Below are 16,032 nucleotides of genomic sequence, written 5' to 3'. Positions count from 1 at the left end.
TAGTGGGCGATGTGCCGCTTGTTAAGCCGAAAACCCTTAGAAATCAGCCGATTTTTCTCGCGCTATTGCGTCCGGCTTGCGATTGGCAAGGCGCGATGATTGCGCGTGATTTTCAATCTCGCTTCAGGCCGAGGCGCGCTCAGCCGCGATCAACGTGCGGGCAAAGGGGACGCACTGGCCGCATTTGGGGCGGCGACCGAAGCGTGCATAGGCGGCGCAAGGCGTGTCCGCGCCTTCGCGCACCGCGTCCTTCAAATCCTGTTCACGGATGGCATTGCAAACACAGACGACCATTCAGGCTCTCCTGAACGATGAGATAGCGTGAATGATAATGGGTCGCAATAGTGATTCAACTGTTCTTGCGAATCTTTTGCGTTTGGACGGTTGCTGCCCGCCACAGCCATTCGACCGGGCCAATTCCGAATCGCTTCAGCCAGGCGGAGGAGCAGAGCAACATAATCATCCAGCCGACGCCGATGACGAACGGCAGGTGCGTCATCCTCACCTGGCCGAACCAGCGAAGACCCCATCCATAGAACAGGCATGCCAGGGCAAGGCTGGCGCCCAGATAATTGCTGAGCGCCATGCGCCCCGTTGCGGCGAGGCGAGTCATCAGTTGGGAACCACGATGGCACGCGACCAGCCACAGGATCAGCGCCGCCCAGCCCACCGTCAACGGCACGCGAAAGGGGAAGGACCAGGCCAGAAACGTGCCGAATGTGGATAGCGGCGCGAATCCGCTCACGATGCTCCAGCCGGCAAGGATCGCCATCGGCGGCAGGCCAAGGAGGAAGCAATGGCGCGCCGTCCGCCGATATTGCGCCGCGTCCCATCGGCCGGTGAGGAATCCGGCTTTGAGCATCGCCATGCCGAGCAGCATGAAGCCCAGCGTGTCGAGCGCGCTGAACAGCAGCGTCCATAGCCAGATGCCGGGAAAGCCCGACAGATGATGCGCGACGATGCCGGTGAAATGGCCGCGAAAGACGGTGGTTTCGGCCAGGGCGACGGGACTTGCCGGATCGACCATCCCGTCAAGGAAGCGCGCGAAATCGCCCTGCGTTGCTGGCGACGCGCTGGCCGCATGCGCCCAGATATACAGGCTTGCGACGAATGCCGCGCATAGCAGGAAATGCGCGAAAAAGGCGAGAAAGGCGCGCTTCACCAGCGCCAGCGGCTCCAGCCCCACAAAGGCAAGCGCGACCAGCCCGATGACCGCGTAGGTCATCAATATGTCGCCCGACCACAGCAGCAGATAGTGGGCAAGCCCAAGCACGAACAGCCAGCCCATCCGCAGCCGGTGAGCACGGTTTCCGTCCCGCCCGGCCATCTCCTCGCGGTCGATGAGCAGCAGCATCGATGCGCCGAACAACAGTGAGAAAAGCCCGCGCATCTTGCCATCGAACAGGATGAAGCCGGTTGCCCAGAAGAGGATATCGCCGATCGACAGCGGCCCGGATGCCGCCGGATTGGAATAGGCCGCCTCCGGAAAAGCGAAGGCTGTCACGTTCATCCACAGGATTCCCATGACGGCGCAACCACGCAGCACGTCGAGGGCGGGGATGCGGGCGGCTTGATCGGTCAAGGAAAGTCCTCGGCAGGGCTGGAAAATCGGGGCAGGCTCTGCCATGCGCCTAGCCATGAACGGCGGTCGCAAGCAACGGATAAGCGATGCGTTCGGCGCGGCGGCGGCGGGCTATGACGATCATGCCGGGCCGCAACGGCTGGCGGCGGCGCTGGTGGCGGACCTCGCGCGGCGGCAAAAGCCGGCCGGGGTCGAGCGCATCCTTGAAATCGGCTGCGGCACCGGCTTTCTCACGCGCGACATTCAGGCCCGTTGGCCGGGCGCGGAGCTGATGGTGACGGACCTGTCACCGGCGATGCTGGCGCGGGCTGCAACCGGCGGGCTGGTCGCTGGCACATTCCTGACCATGGACGGCGAATCCCCGGCGTTCGAGGGGCCATGGTTCGACCTGATCCTGTCGAGCCTGGCCTTCCAATGGTTCGATGATCTGGAGAGCGCGATTGGGCGGCTGGTCGGCCTGTTGCGTCCGGGTGGCAGCCTGATTTTTTCGACCATGGGTGCGGGCAGCTTCGCGCGTTGGCGGTCGGCACATGCGGATTGCGGGCAGGAGGCTGGCATTCCGGCCTATCCGTCGCTCGCTGCGCTGCGGGCGATGCTGGGTGATTATGACGACGCCTTTGCGTTCGATGAGGATTGCGCGCTAGATTGCGGCGGGGCGCGGGGCCTGATCGCGCATCTCAAGGGGATCGGCGCAGTCGTGCCGGTCGGTGGACGACAGCCGCTGGACGCGGGCGCGCTGCGCCGGGTGATGCGGGCATTCGACGCAGCAGGCGGCGCGGATAGCTATCAGTTACTCTTCGGCCGCGTGACCCGTGCCGGGGTGTGATATCCCCCGGCGCGAACGCTTATAGCTCGGCGTTCATCAGCGCCGGGAAGAAGCCCTCATGCGCGGTGCGCAGGTCGGCAAGCAGCACACCGGCGACATCTGCGCCACCCACCGTGCCGATCCGCACCGCGCCTTCGATGACGGCGTCGCCCGGTCCAGCCAGCACATAGCGACCCTGATCCTCGCCGAATGCCTTGGCCGTATCGAGCGCAACCGTCAGGTCGCAGCCGATATTGCCGGCCAGCGCCATTTCGGCGAGCGTGACGATCAGTCCGCCATCGCTGATATCATGCACGGCATTGACCCGGCCTTCGGCGACAGCGGCGCGCACGACCGCGCCGCGCGCCTTTTCAGCGTCCAGATCGACGCGGGGCGCGTCGCCATCTTCGCGGCCCGCGATTTCGCGCAGCCAGATCGACTGGCCCAGATGCGCGCCTTCTCCGCCGATCAGCCAGATGGCGTCGCCTTCATTCTTGAACGCCACCGTCGCCATCCTGTCGACATCGGCCAGCAAGCCGATGCCGCCGATCGCGGGCGTGGGCAGGATCGCGCTGCCGCCGCCGGTCGCCTTGCTCTCATTATAGAGCGACACATTGCCGCTCACGATCGGGAAATCGAGCGCGCGGCACGCATCGCCCATGCCATCGAGGCAGCCGGTCAGTTGCGCCATGATTTCGGGCCGCTGGGGGTTCGCGAAATTGAGGCAGTTGGTGACGGCGAGCGGCGTCGAGCCGACCGCGCTCAGATTGCGATAGCATTCCGCGATCGCCTGCTTGCCGCCCTCATAGGGATCGGCATAGCAATAGCGTGGCGTGCAATCGGTACTGATCGCGATGCCTTTTTGACTGCCATGGACCCGCACGACCGCCGCGTCGCCGCCGGGGCGCTGGATCGTGTCGGCGCCGACCATGTGGTCATATTGCTCCCAGATCCAGCGGCGGCTGGCAATGTCGGGGGAGGCCATCAGCCTGAGCAAATCCGCGCCGATATCGGTGCTTTCGGGCATGCCCCCGAGCGGCTGGACCTTCGCCCATGCCCGATACTCGTCTTTCGTGGCGGACGGGCGATCATAGAGCGGCGCATCGTCGGCGAGTGGGCCGAGCGGAATGTCGCACACGGTCTCGCCATGGTGGACCAGCACCATGCGTCCGCTGTCCGTGACTTCGCCGATGATCGCGAAATCCAGCTCCCATTTGTGGAAGATCGCTTCGGCGAAGGCTTCGCGGCCGGGCTTGAGCACCATCAGCATGCGCTCTTGCGATTCGGAGAGCATCATTTCATAGGCGGTCATGCCGGTTTCGCGCTGCGGCACGGCATCCATCTTGAGCAACAGGCCGACGCCGCCCTTCGACGCCATTTCGACGCTGGAGGAAGTGAGGCCCGCCGCGCCCATATCCTGAATCGCGACGATGGCGTCCGACGCCATCAGTTCCAGGCATGCCTCGATCAGCAGCTTTTCGGTGAAGGGGTCGCCGACCTGCACGGTCGGCCGCTTGGCGTCGCTGTCCTCGCCGAAATCCGCGCTCGCCATGGTCGCACCATGGATGCCGTCGCGGCCGGTCTTGGACCCGACATAGACGATCGGATTGCCGACGCCGGACGCCGCGCTGTAAAAAATCTTGTCGGTGTCGGCGATGCCCACGGTCATGGCGTTGACCAGGATATTGCCGTCATAGGCGGGGTGGAAATTCACCTCGCCGCCCACGGTCGGCACGCCGACGCAATTGCCATAGCCACCGATGCCGCGCACCACGCCGCTGATGAGATGGCGCATCTTGGGATGATCGGGCCGGCCAAAGCGCAGCGCATTCATATTAGCGATCGGCCGCGCGCCCATGGTGAACACGTCGCGCAAGATGCCGCCGACGCCGGTCGCCGCGCCCTGATAGGGTTCGATATAGCTCGGATGGTTGTGGCTCTCCATCTTGAAGATCGCCGCCTGCCCGTCGCCGATGTCGACCACGCCCGCATTCTCGCCGGGACCGCAAATGACCTGCGGGCCGGTGGTCGGCAGCTTCATCAGGTGGATTTTCGAGCTTTTATAACTGCAATGTTCCGACCACATGACCGAAAAAATGCCGAGTTCGGTCAGGTTCGGCTCCCGGCCGATGGCGTGGAGCACGCGCTCATATTCTTCGGGGGAAAGCCCGTGTTCGGCGACGATTTCGGGCGTGATCTGGCTGGCGGTGCTGGACATGCTCGCGCCTTTAGCGGGCAGGCGGGCGAAGCACAACCAGAAGGGTACGCGTCGTTGCGCGTTCAGAAAATGCCGAAGTGGAAAATAAAAGAGCCGGATCTCCCTTGCGGGAAATCCGGCCCAACAGACTGTGCGGAAGTCCGGCCTTACGCCTTGCAGCTAAGAGCGCCCTTGCCCGCGACGTTGGCGGTGATTTCCTTGCCCGAACCGACGACTTCATAACCGCCCTCGGCAGTGAAGGGCTTGCCGGCTTCGGCGGCGGTCAGCTTGGTGGGCGCGCCTTCCTTGCTGGTCCGCAGGATCGCGGTCTTGTCGTCGCTCATGAAGTCGACGAAGATCAGGCTGTTGCCCTTGCAGCGATATTGACGGCTGACCTTCACCATCGGCGGCAGTTCGACCGGCGCGGCATTGGCGAGCTTTTCCGCCATGGGATCGGCGGGGCCACCGACGACCTGGGGTTGGTCATTGTTGCAGGCGGACAGCGAGCTGAGTGCGGCAACGGCGATAAGGGGGAGATAATATTTCATAGTGATCCTTTTATGTGCGTGCGCAGCATGGTGCGTCAACGCAAAATTGACTGAATCCCGCCAGCGCTATTTGCGAACGCACATGACAATTTGATGAACGGGGGGAACGCACGCCGGTGCAGGCTTGACCGGGCAGACGGTGCGGGCCAATGCAGGCGGATGGCAGAGGACAGCATCAATCCGCCCGCGGACCCATCGCAATTGTCGTTCGAGGACGCTCTGCGCGCGCTGGAGGCGATCGTCCGCCGGCTGGAAAGCGGCGATGTTCCGCTTGATGAATCCATTTCCCTTTATGCGCAGGGTGAAGCGCTGCGGAAGCGGTGCACGGAGCGGTTGCAGGCGGCCGAGGCGCGGATCCAGAAGCTGACGGTCGATGCGAGCGGGGCCGTGACCGGCGCCCAGCCGTTCGGCGCGGATTGACGGCGGCAGTCATGGGGGACGGGGGCTTCGCTGGCGCGCTGGTCGCCCAACGATCCGGCGCGATGGCGGCGGCTATCGACGGCGCGTTCGACCATCTGCTGGCTTTGCCCGACGACCCCCGCCGCCCGCTTTACGAAGCGATGCGGCATGCGGCGATCGGCGGTGGCAAGCGCCTGCGCCCGCTGCTGGTGGAGGCGACCTGCGACCTGTTCAACGTGTCGGGCGACTCCGCGCTGCGTGTCGGTCTCGCGGTCGAATGCATCCATGTCTATTCGCTGGTCCATGACGACCTGCCGGCGATGGACGACGACGATCTGCGGCGGGGCAGGCCGACGGTCCACAAGGCGTTTGATGAGGCGACGGCGATCCTGGCGGGGGATTGCCTCCATGATCTGGCGTTCGAGATATTGAGCGACGAGGCGACCCATCCCGACCCGTTCGTGCGGATCGACCTGGTGCGCGCGCTGGCGCTGGCGAGCGGCCCGGCAGGCATGGCGGGCGGGCAGATGATGGACCTGAAGGCGGAACGGGCGGGTTTCGACCTGCCGACCGTGACGCGGCTTCAACAGCTCAAGACCGGCGCGCTCATCGGCTTCTGCGTCGAAGCGGGGGCGATATTGGGGCGGGTGCCGCCGGAGGGGCGGATCGGCCTGCGCGGCTATGCCCGCGACATCGGCCTCGCCTTCCAGATCGCCGACGACCTGCTGGATGTCGAGGGCGACGCGGCGCTGGCCGGCAAGGCGCTGGGCAAGGATGCGGAGGCGGGCAAGGAAACCTTCGTTTCGCTATTGGGGGTGGAACGGGCGCGGGAACAGTCGCGGCTGCTCGTCGAACAGGCCAAGGCGCATCTGCACGGGTCGGGCGCGGAAGCCGATCTGCTGCGCGCGATCGCCGACTATATCGTGGAGAGGGACCGATAGGATGAGCAGGCAGCGAATTGGCGTCTATCCCGGCACGTTCGATCCGGTCACGCGCGGCCATATGGACATCATCCGGCGGGGCGCGCGGCTGGTGGACAAGCTGGTGATCGGCGTAACCACCAATATCGCCAAGTCGCCGATGTTTTCCGACGAGGAACGGCTGGCCATGGTGCGCCGCGAATGCGCGGATATCGACACGGAGATCGTCGTCATCGGTTTTAATTCGCTGCTGATGGATTTTGCCGATTCGCAGGGCGCGAGCGTCATCATTCGCGGCCTGCGCGCGGTGGCGGACTTTGAATATGAATATCAGATGGCGGGCATGAACCAGCAGATCAGCGACCGGGTCGAGACCGTGTTCCTGATGGCGGACGTCTGCCTTCAGCCGATCGCGTCGCGGCTGGTCAAGGAAATCGCGCTTTATGGCGGGCCGATCCACAAATTCGTCAGCCCGGCGGTGTGCGCGGAGGTCGAGGCGCGGGTCGCGACGATCGGTCGCAAGGGCGAGGGCTGATCCCGCTCAGACTGCGTTCAGTTGCCAATCGCGATGAGCGCGCTATCAGGGCAGCTTCGCCATCCGGCTTAAAGATCAGGAAAGCATCATCCATGCGATTCACTCGGGCGTTCACGACTGCGGCGATCGGCTTCGCCCTGCTCGCATCCAGCGGCGCCGCGCTAGCCCAAGGCGGCAAGGGCGACGCGATGAAAAAGGAACAGACAGCCGTGCGGGCCGAGGAAACGGCCAAGGCGCTCGGGCTGGAAGCGGTCAAGCTGCCGCCTGCCGTCGTGCCGGTCGATCCGCAGAATGTGTGGGATCTCGACCTGTCGAGCGGCGGTCGCGTGCGCATCCAGCTTCGCCCCGATATCGCGCCCACACATGTCGAGCGGATCAAGGAACTGACGCGGCAGGGCTTTTACAACGGCCTGAAATTCCATCGCGTGATTCCCGGCTTCATGGCGCAGGGCGGCGATCCCAAGGGCGACGGCACGGGCGGTTCGACGCTGCCCGACCTCAAGGCCGAATTCAACCCGATGCCGCATCTGCGCGGCACCGTGTCGATGGCGCGCGCGCAAAGCGACGACAGCGCCAACAGCCAGTTCTTCATCGTCCTGCTGCCCCGCATGCAGCTCGACAAGAAATATACCGTGTTCGGCCGGGTGATCGACGGCATTCAATATGTCGATGCGATCGCGCAGGGCGAGCCGCCGGCGAACCCGACCGTCATCCTTCAGGCGTCGATCGACAGCGACGGCAAGCCGCCGGTGGTGGCGCCGATCGCAGCGCCGGTCCCCGCCGCGCCGGAACCGTCGATCATCGCACCGGCCAAGCCCAAGCCAGCCGCCGCGAAGAAGCCCGCCGCGTCCAAGAAGAAATAATCCGCCCGGAAGGGCGATTGTCATGCGCGTAGACCTGTTCGATTTCGACCTGCCGCCCGAGCGGATCGCGCTGCGGCCGGCTTCCCCGCGCGATAGCGCCCGCATGCTGCTGGTGGCGGGCGACGCCGCGCCGCAGGACCGGATCGTGCGCGATCTGCCGTCGTTGCTGCGCGCCGGCGATGTGCTGGTGTTCAACGATACGCGGGTGATCCCGGCCCAGCTGGAGGGCATGCGCGGGCAGGCGCGGATCGGCGCGACGCTGCACAAGCGACTGGGCCTGCGCCAATGGCAGGCCTTTCTGCGCAACGCCAAGCGGGTGCGCGATGGCGACCGCATCGATTTCGGCGCGGGGGTGACGGCGATCGCCGGGCCGCGCGATGACGATGGCGGCGTCACGCTGTCGTTCGAAGGCGAGGAGCCGGTAGAAGTGCTGCTGGAGCGGGCAGGGCGCATGCCGCTGCCGCCCTATATCGCCAGCAAACGCCCGACCGACGAGCGTGACCGCAGCGATTATCAGACGATGTTCGCGCGGGAAGATGGCGCGGTCGCCGCGCCCACGGCCGCGCTGCACTTCACGCCCGAACTGATGGCGGCGCTGGCGCAGGCGGGCGTGGGCACGCAGACGCTGACCCTGCATGTCGGCGCGGGCACCTTCCTGCCGGTCAAGGCGGACGATACCGACGACCACCGCATGCATGCCGAATGGGGCCGCATCGACGCCGCAACGGCGGACCGGCTGAATGCCGCGCGGGCGGCGGGCGGCCGGTTGATCGCGGTGGGCACGACGAGCCTGCGCCTGCTGGAAAGCGCCGCACAGAACGATGGGCTGATCGCGCCCTTCTCCGACGAGACACGCATCTTCATCACGCCCGGTTATCGCTTCCGCGCGGTCGATGGCCTGATGACAAACTTTCACCTGCCAAAATCGACCCTGTTCATGCTGGTCAGCGCGTTGATGGGTGTCGAAACGATGCAGGCCGCGTATGGGTATGCGATCCGGCAAGGCTACCGCTTCTATAGCTACGGGGACTCGTCGCTGCTGCTACCGCCGCGCGGTTCGTCGATGGAGAGGTCTCCTCAGTCGCCGGATCGCCAGCACGACCCCGGTTGAAGAGACGATCGTGCCGACCGCCAGCCAGAAGCCCATCCAAATATCCCAAAGCGGCCGCCGGGTGATAAGCCCATTGAAATCCCAGCGATGCAAGCCATCGAACAGCCAGCGGTACAGGCGGCGGCGCGCGTCGATCTCGCTTAGGATCGCGCCCGAGCGCGGACTGATCGTGATCCAGTCGCGCGCCGGATCGGCAAAGCGGATGCGTAATACCGGCAATTCGACGCGGCCCTTGGCTTCATACCAATAGGCGTCCGGCGCGGTGAGCCATTCGACCGCCGCGATGGGCGCGCCAGGCACCATCCGCCCGGCTGCACGGATCAGGCGGCGTGGGGCCAGGGTGATCGGTTGCAGCGAGCGGGCGTCGAGGATCAGATCCGCGTGATCCGGCTGCGATAGCGTGAGCAGCGGCGTGCCGTCGATCCAGCGCATCTGCATGCGCCGGGCCTCTTTGGCCTGCGGCATGCTCCCCAGCCGTCGCCAGTCTATGGCGGGCGGCGTGCCGGGCGCGGCATAGGCGGCGTGGGCCGCCTCGCCCAGGCCCTTGCTGGCGAACCAGCGGTTGGGATCGACCGACAGCCAGCCGCTGATGATCCACGCCACCAGCATCGTGCCGCCGAACAGCCCCATGATATGATGCCACCATTGCCAGCCGCGATAGGGCGACACGCGCCCGCCCTTGTAGCGGCGGCGCAGTCGTGCACGCAGCACGCCGATCCACATGCCGCTGACCGCGCCGACGATGCCCGCGCCGGACGTCCACAGGATTACCTGTCGCCAGAGCGGCTGATCCTGACGCAGGATCGTCGGATAGATCCAGTGGGGAACCGAGCCAAGCCAGTTCCAGAAGCGCTCGCTCGCATGGGTGTCGAGCACGACCGTTCCGGTGATCGAACTTACATAGAGGATCAGCCCGTCGGGTCGATCAAGGGAGACCTTCCATAACGGGCGATAGCGGTCGAACCCGCCCGCGACCGTCCACTGGTCGCGCTCAACCCGTTCGGTGGCGGCAACCGGCGCTCTGCCGAATGCGGCGGCGATACGCGCTGCCTGCCGGCCATCGACCGGAGCGACGGCGCGCCCGGTCGATGCCGAAATGGCCGCATCATCGAGCCAGATCGGCCCCTCCGGTCCCTGTTGCAGCCAGACGTCCGGGCGAGCCGCGCCCTGCATCTTGGTCCAGTCGATGCGCGCCAATCCCGCCAGCCGCTCCTTCTGGGTCAGCGATGGGAATGGCACATACATCATGACGATGCCCGACAGGAACCACATCGCCAGCAACAAGCCGGTGACGATACCGACCCAGCGATGGGTCAGGTACAGCCACCGCTTGCCGCGATGCCGCCATCGGGCGCGCGCATCAGAAATGCGCGGTCACCGATATGTCGATGGAGCGGGGACGCCCCAAAATCCACTGATCGTCATTATAGGTGGTGGTCGCATAATGTTTGTCGAACAAATTATAGGCCCGCAGGTTTGCGCCCAGATTGGGCGTCAACTCATAGGTCAGCCCCGCATCGACGACCGCATAGCCCGGCACGCGATGCGCGTTGCGGTTGTCGGAGAAGGTCCGGCCGACATAGCGCAGGCTGGTATTGGCGCGAAAGCGATCGACCGGCGTCCAGTAGAGCGCCAGATTGGCTGAGACTTCGGGCACATTGGGCGGGGTGTTGCCGGTGAAAACATCGCCTGCACTGACGAAATTATCATATCTGGCGTTCAACACCGTGCCGTTGGCGTCGATGCCGAAACGGTCGGTCAGTTGCAGTGTCAGCGACGCCTCGACCCCCTTGGCGGAACGCTGGCCGATTTGCAGAATGTCGGTGGTCGGCGTCTGCTGAAAGGCGAGCCGCTTTTTCACGATGCGATAGGCCGCCAGCGTCGCGCTGCCCCGTCCGCCCAGGAATATGGCCTTGACCCCGCCTTCGACCTGATCGCCGGTGGCGTTGGTAAAGACGAACTGCGCCTTGTTCGTCGTAAAGGTCGTCAGCGTGCCCAGCGGATCGACGCCGGTCGCATATTGGCCGTACAGCGAGATATTCGATGTTGGCTGATACACGCCGCCGATCCGCCAGGTCGTGTTGCGGAATGTCCGGCTCGTCGCCCCATTGGGGAAAGCGTTGACTTCGCCTGTGCTGCCGTCCGGATTATAGACGATGTTGCGGCGCTGCACCTTGTCGCGCTCGTGACGGATGCCGGCGACCAGCGAAAGCTGGTCGGTCAGCGCCAGCCGGTCCTCGGCAAAGACGCTATATTCGTTGGTCCGCGTGCGATAGCGGGGCGCGATCCCCTGCGTGTCATAGAACAGGCCCGGTGCGAAGCTGAAGGGATCGACCGAATCCTCCTGCGGGTCAGACCCGAAATCATTGGAGTAGGTCAGCTTGATGAGGTTGGCGTCGAAGCCCACGACCAGATCATTTTTGAGGCCCGCAATCGGTTTGCTGATGCGGACGCTCGCCTGATCGCCATATTGGGTCTGGTCATGGACGATGCCGAGATTGTCCATCCGGTCGACCTGCCCGGTCTTACCATTATAGAAATAGCTCTCCAGATTCTTGAACAGCCGCTTGGATGTAAGGCGGTAAGCGGCGTTGGACAGGGTGATGCCGTCGGCCACCGTCCATTCCGCCGTCAATGTGGTGCGGTTGTCGCGATAATGGAGGCTGGCGTCGGCAACGTTATAATTGCGTCGCCGGTTGCCCTTGACCAGTTCGCCGTCGGTCAGCGGCGTGCCGAAATATTCCATCGGCCGCTGATTGCCATAATCGTTGCGCAGGGTGAGCGAGAAGCGCTCATTCGGGCGAAAGCGCAGCGCGCCCGACAAGGCGAGGCTTTTGGAATCGCCGCGATCAACATAGCCGTCCGACCGGCGGTAGCTGGCGTCGACCCGATAGGAAAATTGCTCGCTCAGCGGCCCGCCGACGCCGGCTGCCGCGCGCCAGCTATTCTGCGATCCATAGCCGGCTTCGGCGTCGATCACCATCCGGTCCACGTCAGGTGCGCGCGTGGTGACGTTGACCGCGCCGCCCAGCGCGCCCTGACCGTAGAGGACCGAGGCAGGGCCGCTCAACAGTTCGATACGCTCGACATTCCAGGGGTCGGTCGGGAAGGTGATGGTGCCCGCGACGGGGAACAGGCGCACGCCGTCCACCAGTTGCAGCACCGAACCCTGCCCCGAAAAGCCGCGCATCGTCAGCGCTGTGCCGCCATTGCCCGGATTGGCCGAAGAGGTGACGCCCGGCGCGCGCGTAACGGCGGCGAGAATGTCGAGATCGCCGCGCGCGCGTATCGTATCGCCGTCGATCCGCGCGACGCTGGCGGGCATTTCGAGCGGGGTTAGCCCCAGCCGCGATCCGGTCTCGCTGGCCTGCGTCAAAGCGCCGGGCCGGACGCCGGACACGATGATATCCGTTGAATCACTGGCGGCGCTATCCGCGAGCGCCTGTTGTGTCGTCGTTGCGGCCAGCCCCGTCGCCAGCCAGAATCCTATCGTTTTCCATTCCATTGCATGTCTTCCCGGCGTCAAGCGACACTAGGGTGGAGACGTGCCGCCAACGACGGTCGGCGCGCGCGGACAGCCGGACGCCCGAGGCGACCGCCACGCGAACCGATGCGGCCCCCACCGCCCGTTCGTCGCTCAAACGGAAAGATACCGTGCCGTGACCATCCCCTGGACCGGGCAAGAGCGACCAGACGCTGGCAGGTCTCCTGGCTCGCGGGTCATCGCGCGATGCACGGCCTTCCCAGGCCTCGCATGACTTAGCGTCCGGCCCAGTGGCTGCTTCCTCCGGCTTGGAGAAAGCGATGTGCGTCGCACTCACCGCTTACAGTTGCAGGGACAGCCGCGGAATGGGATGGGCCAGCCATCCGCACCGCGTTCCCTTTTAAGCCCTTTTCAAGGCACCGGCGCGATCATGCGCGGGACGAAAAATTGTCCCGAACGCGTCGCCCCTAGCTGGCAAATTTCCGTTCCGCAAGCTTAACGGCAGGCACAGGAGACGGGTGGGCGACGTTCCGTGCCACGGCCGGTGGACGCGCCAGCCCGAGATTTGACGAAATTCCCTATCTTGGGCAGGGAAGTAATCCGGGCGCAGGCCCGTTCTCCCATGACCGATATCTAGCGGACCAGCCTTTAGCATATGCCGACACAGTTGCTCCCTCTCGTCACCGCGGAACTTGCCGCTGCTGCTGATCCGCGCGCGGCCGCGATGGCGGGGGCGCTGGCGGCGCAATATCCCGATGCGGCGCGAGCGGTGCTCTTTTATGGCTCCTGCCTTCGGGAAGCCAATCTCGACGGGCTGATGCTGGACTTCTATTTGATCGTGTCGGATTACCGCGCGGCTTACGGGAAAAGCTGGCTCGCGGCGGCCAACCGGCGGATTCCGCCCAACGTCTTTCCATTCGAGCATCGCGGGCTGATCGCCAAATATGCCGTCCTGTCCGAAGCGGATTTCGCGCGGCTGTGCGGGCCGGATGCCGATAATGTCTCGGTATGGGCGCGCTTTGCCCAGCCATCGCGGTTGCTTTGGGCAGCGGATGAGGGCGCGCGGCAAGGCGCAATCGCGGCGGTGGCCACGGCCGCGCCGACCCTGTTGTCGCTCGCCCGGCCGATGGCGGGTGGGGCTGACGATAGCCTGGCGCTTTGGCGCACCGGCTTTGCGCTGACCTATAATGCCGAATTGCGGGCGGAAAAGACGGGGCGGTCGGTGTCGATCGTGGACGCCGACCCCGATCGCTATCGTCGTTTTGGCGACGCGGCCCTTGCCGACGGCCTGCCCGCCTCGTTGCCGACCGACCAGGCAGCGCGGCGTTGGCGCGCGTTGCAGCGGCGGGGCAAATATCTGTCGGTCGTCCGGCTCGCCAAGGCCAGCTTCACCTATGCCGGGGGGATCGATTACCTCGCCTGGAAGATCAACCGCCATGCCGGCACCGCGATCAGCATCCGGCCGTGGCAGCGGCGCTGGCCGCTATTGGGCGCGATCACTCTGCTGCCGCGGCTGTTCCGGGCAGGGGCGATTCGATAAGCGCGGCTGACAGCGCCATCGAGAGCGCCGCAAGCGTATAGGGTTTGCGCAGCACCTCATGCCCGCCGAAATCCGCGCTGTCGGCGATGTCGCCGGCATAGCCGGTCACGAACAACACCGGAATATGGCGATAGAGGGCGGGTAGCTGACGCACCATTTCGGGGCCGGTCATGTCGGGCATCAGCACGTCGCTGAGAATCAGACCGATGTCGCGATGACTGCGCAGCAGCTTTTCGGCCTTGGCCGGATGGTCGCACGCGATCGGTAGATGGCCGAGTTCGGCGAGCGCCGACATGGTCTGGTTCAGCACGCGCGGATCATCCTCCACCACCAATATGCGCGTGGGCGGATGCAGCGTGTCGGCCTGTTCGCTGATCGCCGCCTCCAGCTCGCCTGCCTCGTCCGATATCGTGCGGCGTGGCAGGTAGATCTGGACGCTCGTGCCTTTGCCGACCTGCGAATCGATGCGGATTTCGCCCTGGCTCTGGCGCACGAAGCCGAAAATCTGGCTGAGGCCGAGGCCAGTGCCCTTGCCGACCGGCTTGGTCGTAAAGAAGGGTTCGAATACCCGGCCAAGGACCTCTGGCGTCATGCCGCAACCATCGTCGATCACGCTGACGACGGCATATTCGCCCGCCACGCATTCACCGACCTCGTTTGCGCTCAGCCGGGCCTGCCCGGTTTCGATCGTCAGGCGACCGCGCCCCTCCATCGCATCCCGCGCGTTGACGCACAGGTTGAGGATCGCATTTTCCATCTGATGCTGATCCACGAAGATGCGCCAGTCGCCCGCCTGCCGATCAATGGCGACGGTGATCTGGTCGCCGATCGTCCGGTCGATCAAATCCGCCATCCCGGCGACCAGCCCGTCGGGACTGACGGTGGCGGGCAGCAGCGGTTCCGATCGCGCAAAGGCTAGCAGCCGACGGGTCAGCGCGGCCGCGCGATTGGCGCCGTCCGCCGCATTGTCGAGATGCCGCCCGGCATCTTCGGCATTCTGGTGCAGTTTGCGCTTGGCGAGTTCCAGTCCACCCACGACCACGGCGAGCATATTATTGAAATCATGCGCGATCCCGCCGGTCAGCTGGCCGACTGCCTCCATCTTGTGCATCTGGCGCAGATTATCTTCGGCCGCGGCGCGTTCGCTGGTTTCTTCCTTCAGCCGTTCATAGGCGTCGGAGAGTTCCGCCGTGCGCGCCCGGACAGCCTCCTCCAGCCGGTCCGCCCGTTCGGTCTCGGCGTCGGCGATGCGCCGCGCGGTGCGGCGCTCGCCATAGGCATTGTTGGCTACCCACAGCGCGAACAGGACGCACAGCAACAGCGCCAGCCCCAGCAATCGCGATGTCCGGCCGACCCACTCACTGCGGTCGCCCGCCAATGTCACCGCCAGGCTGCGTTCGGACAGCCGCGCATTTTCAGCGTCGATCACCTGATTGAGCAGGGTCATCATCCGCTGCACATTTTTCGATTTGCCGGCGCTATGAAATTCCGCGAGCGCCCCCATTTTCTGATCGTAGGTCGTGCGCAGGCCGATTTCGCTCAACGTTCTGCTGCGCTGATCGAAAATTGCCTGAAGCTGGCGCACATTGTCGCCCTGCCATCCCGAGTCCCGCGTCGCATAGGACAGGGTCCGGATCTGGCCGGCGGCGCTGCGCAACTGGTCCTGAAACAGCCGCCCGGTATTGGGGTCCATGCTGATGACATAGCGGGCGAGGCTGACTTCCGCCTGCGCCATGGTTGCGTCGAACCGGCGGGTCAGCGCGATCACCTCATAGCTGCGGCGTTGCTCCGCCAGCGCCTGATCCTGATCGCGCGACGCGTTGCTGGCGGTGTAGAGCAGGGCGGCGAGCGCGCCGACCAGCAGGCCGACGAGAATGACGGGCAGCACCCGGCGCGCGGCATCGCGCCAACCTTCCGCCCGCCCGTACCTGTCGCGATCCATCATCATGCGACCGTTACACTAGCCCAACAGTGCGCCGGGAGAAACCACACAGATTGTCCCGGTTCCAGCGCCAGAATTCAGTCCGGCGCGGGGATGGCTCGACCGA

General features: G+C 65.0%; 14 protein-coding genes and 1 riboswitch. Of the genes, 7 read left to right on the top strand and 7 right to left on the bottom strand.

All coding sequences use genetic code 11. The features are described from left to right. Nucleotides 1-123 precede the first annotated feature (123 nt). Both ACODSN_RS11265 and ACODSN_RS11260 read right to left on the bottom strand, forming a co-directional pair. On the bottom strand, nucleotides 124-294 hold the full coding sequence (locus ACODSN_RS11265) for a (2Fe-2S)-binding protein (protein WP_489055433.1): 171 nt from the start codon (nucleotides 292-294) through the stop codon (nucleotides 124-126). Nucleotides 295-349: 55 nt separating this feature from the next. Next, entirely contained in the window at nucleotides 350-1,582 is a 1,233-nt protein-coding gene (locus ACODSN_RS11260) for a DUF418 domain-containing protein (protein WP_489055431.1), read from the bottom strand. 55 nt (nucleotides 1,583-1,637) lie between these two features. Here ACODSN_RS11260 and ACODSN_RS11255 point away from each other — a divergent pair, with 55 nt between their 5' ends. Beyond that, nucleotides 1,638-2,408, top strand: a complete 771-nt coding sequence (locus ACODSN_RS11255; protein WP_489055429.1) for a methyltransferase domain-containing protein — start codon at nucleotides 1,638-1,640, stop codon at nucleotides 2,406-2,408. Nucleotides 2,409-2,427: 19 nt separating this feature from the next. On the opposite strand, the gene purL is transcribed toward ACODSN_RS11255, so the two are convergent. Further along, the gene (purL, locus tag ACODSN_RS11250; protein WP_489055427.1) at nucleotides 2,428-4,605 is read right to left on the bottom strand and encodes a phosphoribosylformylglycinamidine synthase subunit PurL; all 2,178 of its coding nucleotides are present in this window, start codon (nucleotides 4,603-4,605) and stop codon (nucleotides 2,428-2,430) included. A gap of 146 nt (nucleotides 4,606-4,751) precedes the next feature. Beyond that, nucleotides 4,752-5,132 (bottom strand): hypothetical protein, encoded by a 381-nt coding sequence (locus ACODSN_RS11245; protein ID WP_489055425.1) that lies wholly within the window; start codon nucleotides 5,130-5,132, stop codon nucleotides 4,752-4,754. Between the two features lie 159 nt (nucleotides 5,133-5,291). Between ACODSN_RS11245 and ACODSN_RS11240 the strand changes: the two genes are divergently transcribed. The 5 genes from ACODSN_RS11240 to queA all read left to right on the top strand — a co-directional run bounded on the left by ACODSN_RS11240 (nucleotide 5,292) and on the right by queA (nucleotide 8,960). Beyond that, a complete protein-coding gene (locus ACODSN_RS11240) occupies nucleotides 5,292-5,552 on the top strand; it encodes an exodeoxyribonuclease VII small subunit (protein ID WP_489055424.1) in 261 nt (86 codons plus the stop codon). Nucleotides 5,553-5,563: 11 nt separating this feature from the next. Further along, on the top strand, nucleotides 5,564-6,472 hold the full coding sequence (locus ACODSN_RS11235; protein WP_489055422.1) for a polyprenyl synthetase family protein: 909 nt from the start codon (nucleotides 5,564-5,566) through the stop codon (nucleotides 6,470-6,472). 1 nt (nucleotide 6,473) lies between these two features. Continuing rightward, a complete protein-coding gene (gene coaD / locus ACODSN_RS11230) occupies nucleotides 6,474-6,986 on the top strand; it encodes a pantetheine-phosphate adenylyltransferase (RefSeq protein ID WP_489055420.1) in 513 nt (170 codons plus the stop codon). Between the two features lie 92 nt (nucleotides 6,987-7,078). Continuing rightward, nucleotides 7,079-7,849: a peptidylprolyl isomerase gene (locus tag ACODSN_RS11225; protein ID WP_489055418.1), complete on the top strand. Its 771-nt coding sequence runs from the start codon at nucleotides 7,079-7,081 to the stop codon at nucleotides 7,847-7,849. A 22-nt stretch (nucleotides 7,850-7,871) separates the two neighbouring features. Further along, complete coding sequence (gene queA, locus ACODSN_RS11220; RefSeq protein WP_489055416.1) at nucleotides 7,872-8,960, top strand: tRNA preQ1(34) S-adenosylmethionine ribosyltransferase-isomerase QueA; 1,089 nt, start codon at nucleotides 7,872-7,874, stop codon at nucleotides 8,958-8,960. Here the strand turns inward: queA and ACODSN_RS11215 are convergent. Together ACODSN_RS11215 and ACODSN_RS11210 are read right to left on the bottom strand one after the other, a co-directional pair. Next, entirely contained in the window at nucleotides 8,892-10,277 is a 1,386-nt protein-coding gene (locus ACODSN_RS11215) for a PepSY domain-containing protein (protein ID WP_489055486.1), read from the bottom strand. The two genes, queA and ACODSN_RS11215, sit on opposite strands and share 69 nt — an antisense overlap. A gap of 43 nt (nucleotides 10,278-10,320) precedes the next feature. Then, nucleotides 10,321-12,465, bottom strand: coding sequence for a TonB-dependent receptor (locus tag ACODSN_RS11210; protein ID WP_489055414.1), 2,145 nt, complete (start codon nucleotides 12,463-12,465; stop codon nucleotides 10,321-10,323). A gap of 176 nt (nucleotides 12,466-12,641) precedes the next feature. Further along, nucleotides 12,642-12,883, bottom strand: a riboswitch (cobalamin riboswitch). Between the two features lie 216 nt (nucleotides 12,884-13,099). Here ACODSN_RS11210 and ACODSN_RS11205 point away from each other — a divergent pair. Next, nucleotides 13,100-13,984 carry a hypothetical protein gene (locus ACODSN_RS11205; RefSeq protein WP_489055412.1) on the top strand — a complete coding sequence of 295 codons (885 nt, stop codon included), beginning with the start codon at nucleotides 13,100-13,102 and terminating at the stop codon, nucleotides 13,982-13,984. Here the strand turns inward: ACODSN_RS11205 and ACODSN_RS11200 are convergent. Beyond that, nucleotides 13,941-15,932: an ATP-binding protein gene (locus tag ACODSN_RS11200; RefSeq protein ID WP_489055410.1), complete on the bottom strand. Its 1,992-nt coding sequence runs from the start codon at nucleotides 15,930-15,932 to the stop codon at nucleotides 13,941-13,943. The genes ACODSN_RS11205 and ACODSN_RS11200 overlap by 44 nt on opposite strands. Nucleotides 15,933-16,032: the final 100 nt, after the last annotated feature.

Source organism: Sphingobium sp. FG11, assembly GCF_057809915.1.
The sequence above is the reverse complement of the archived record's forward strand: the minus strand, read 5'-3'. Positions and strand labels throughout refer to the sequence as shown.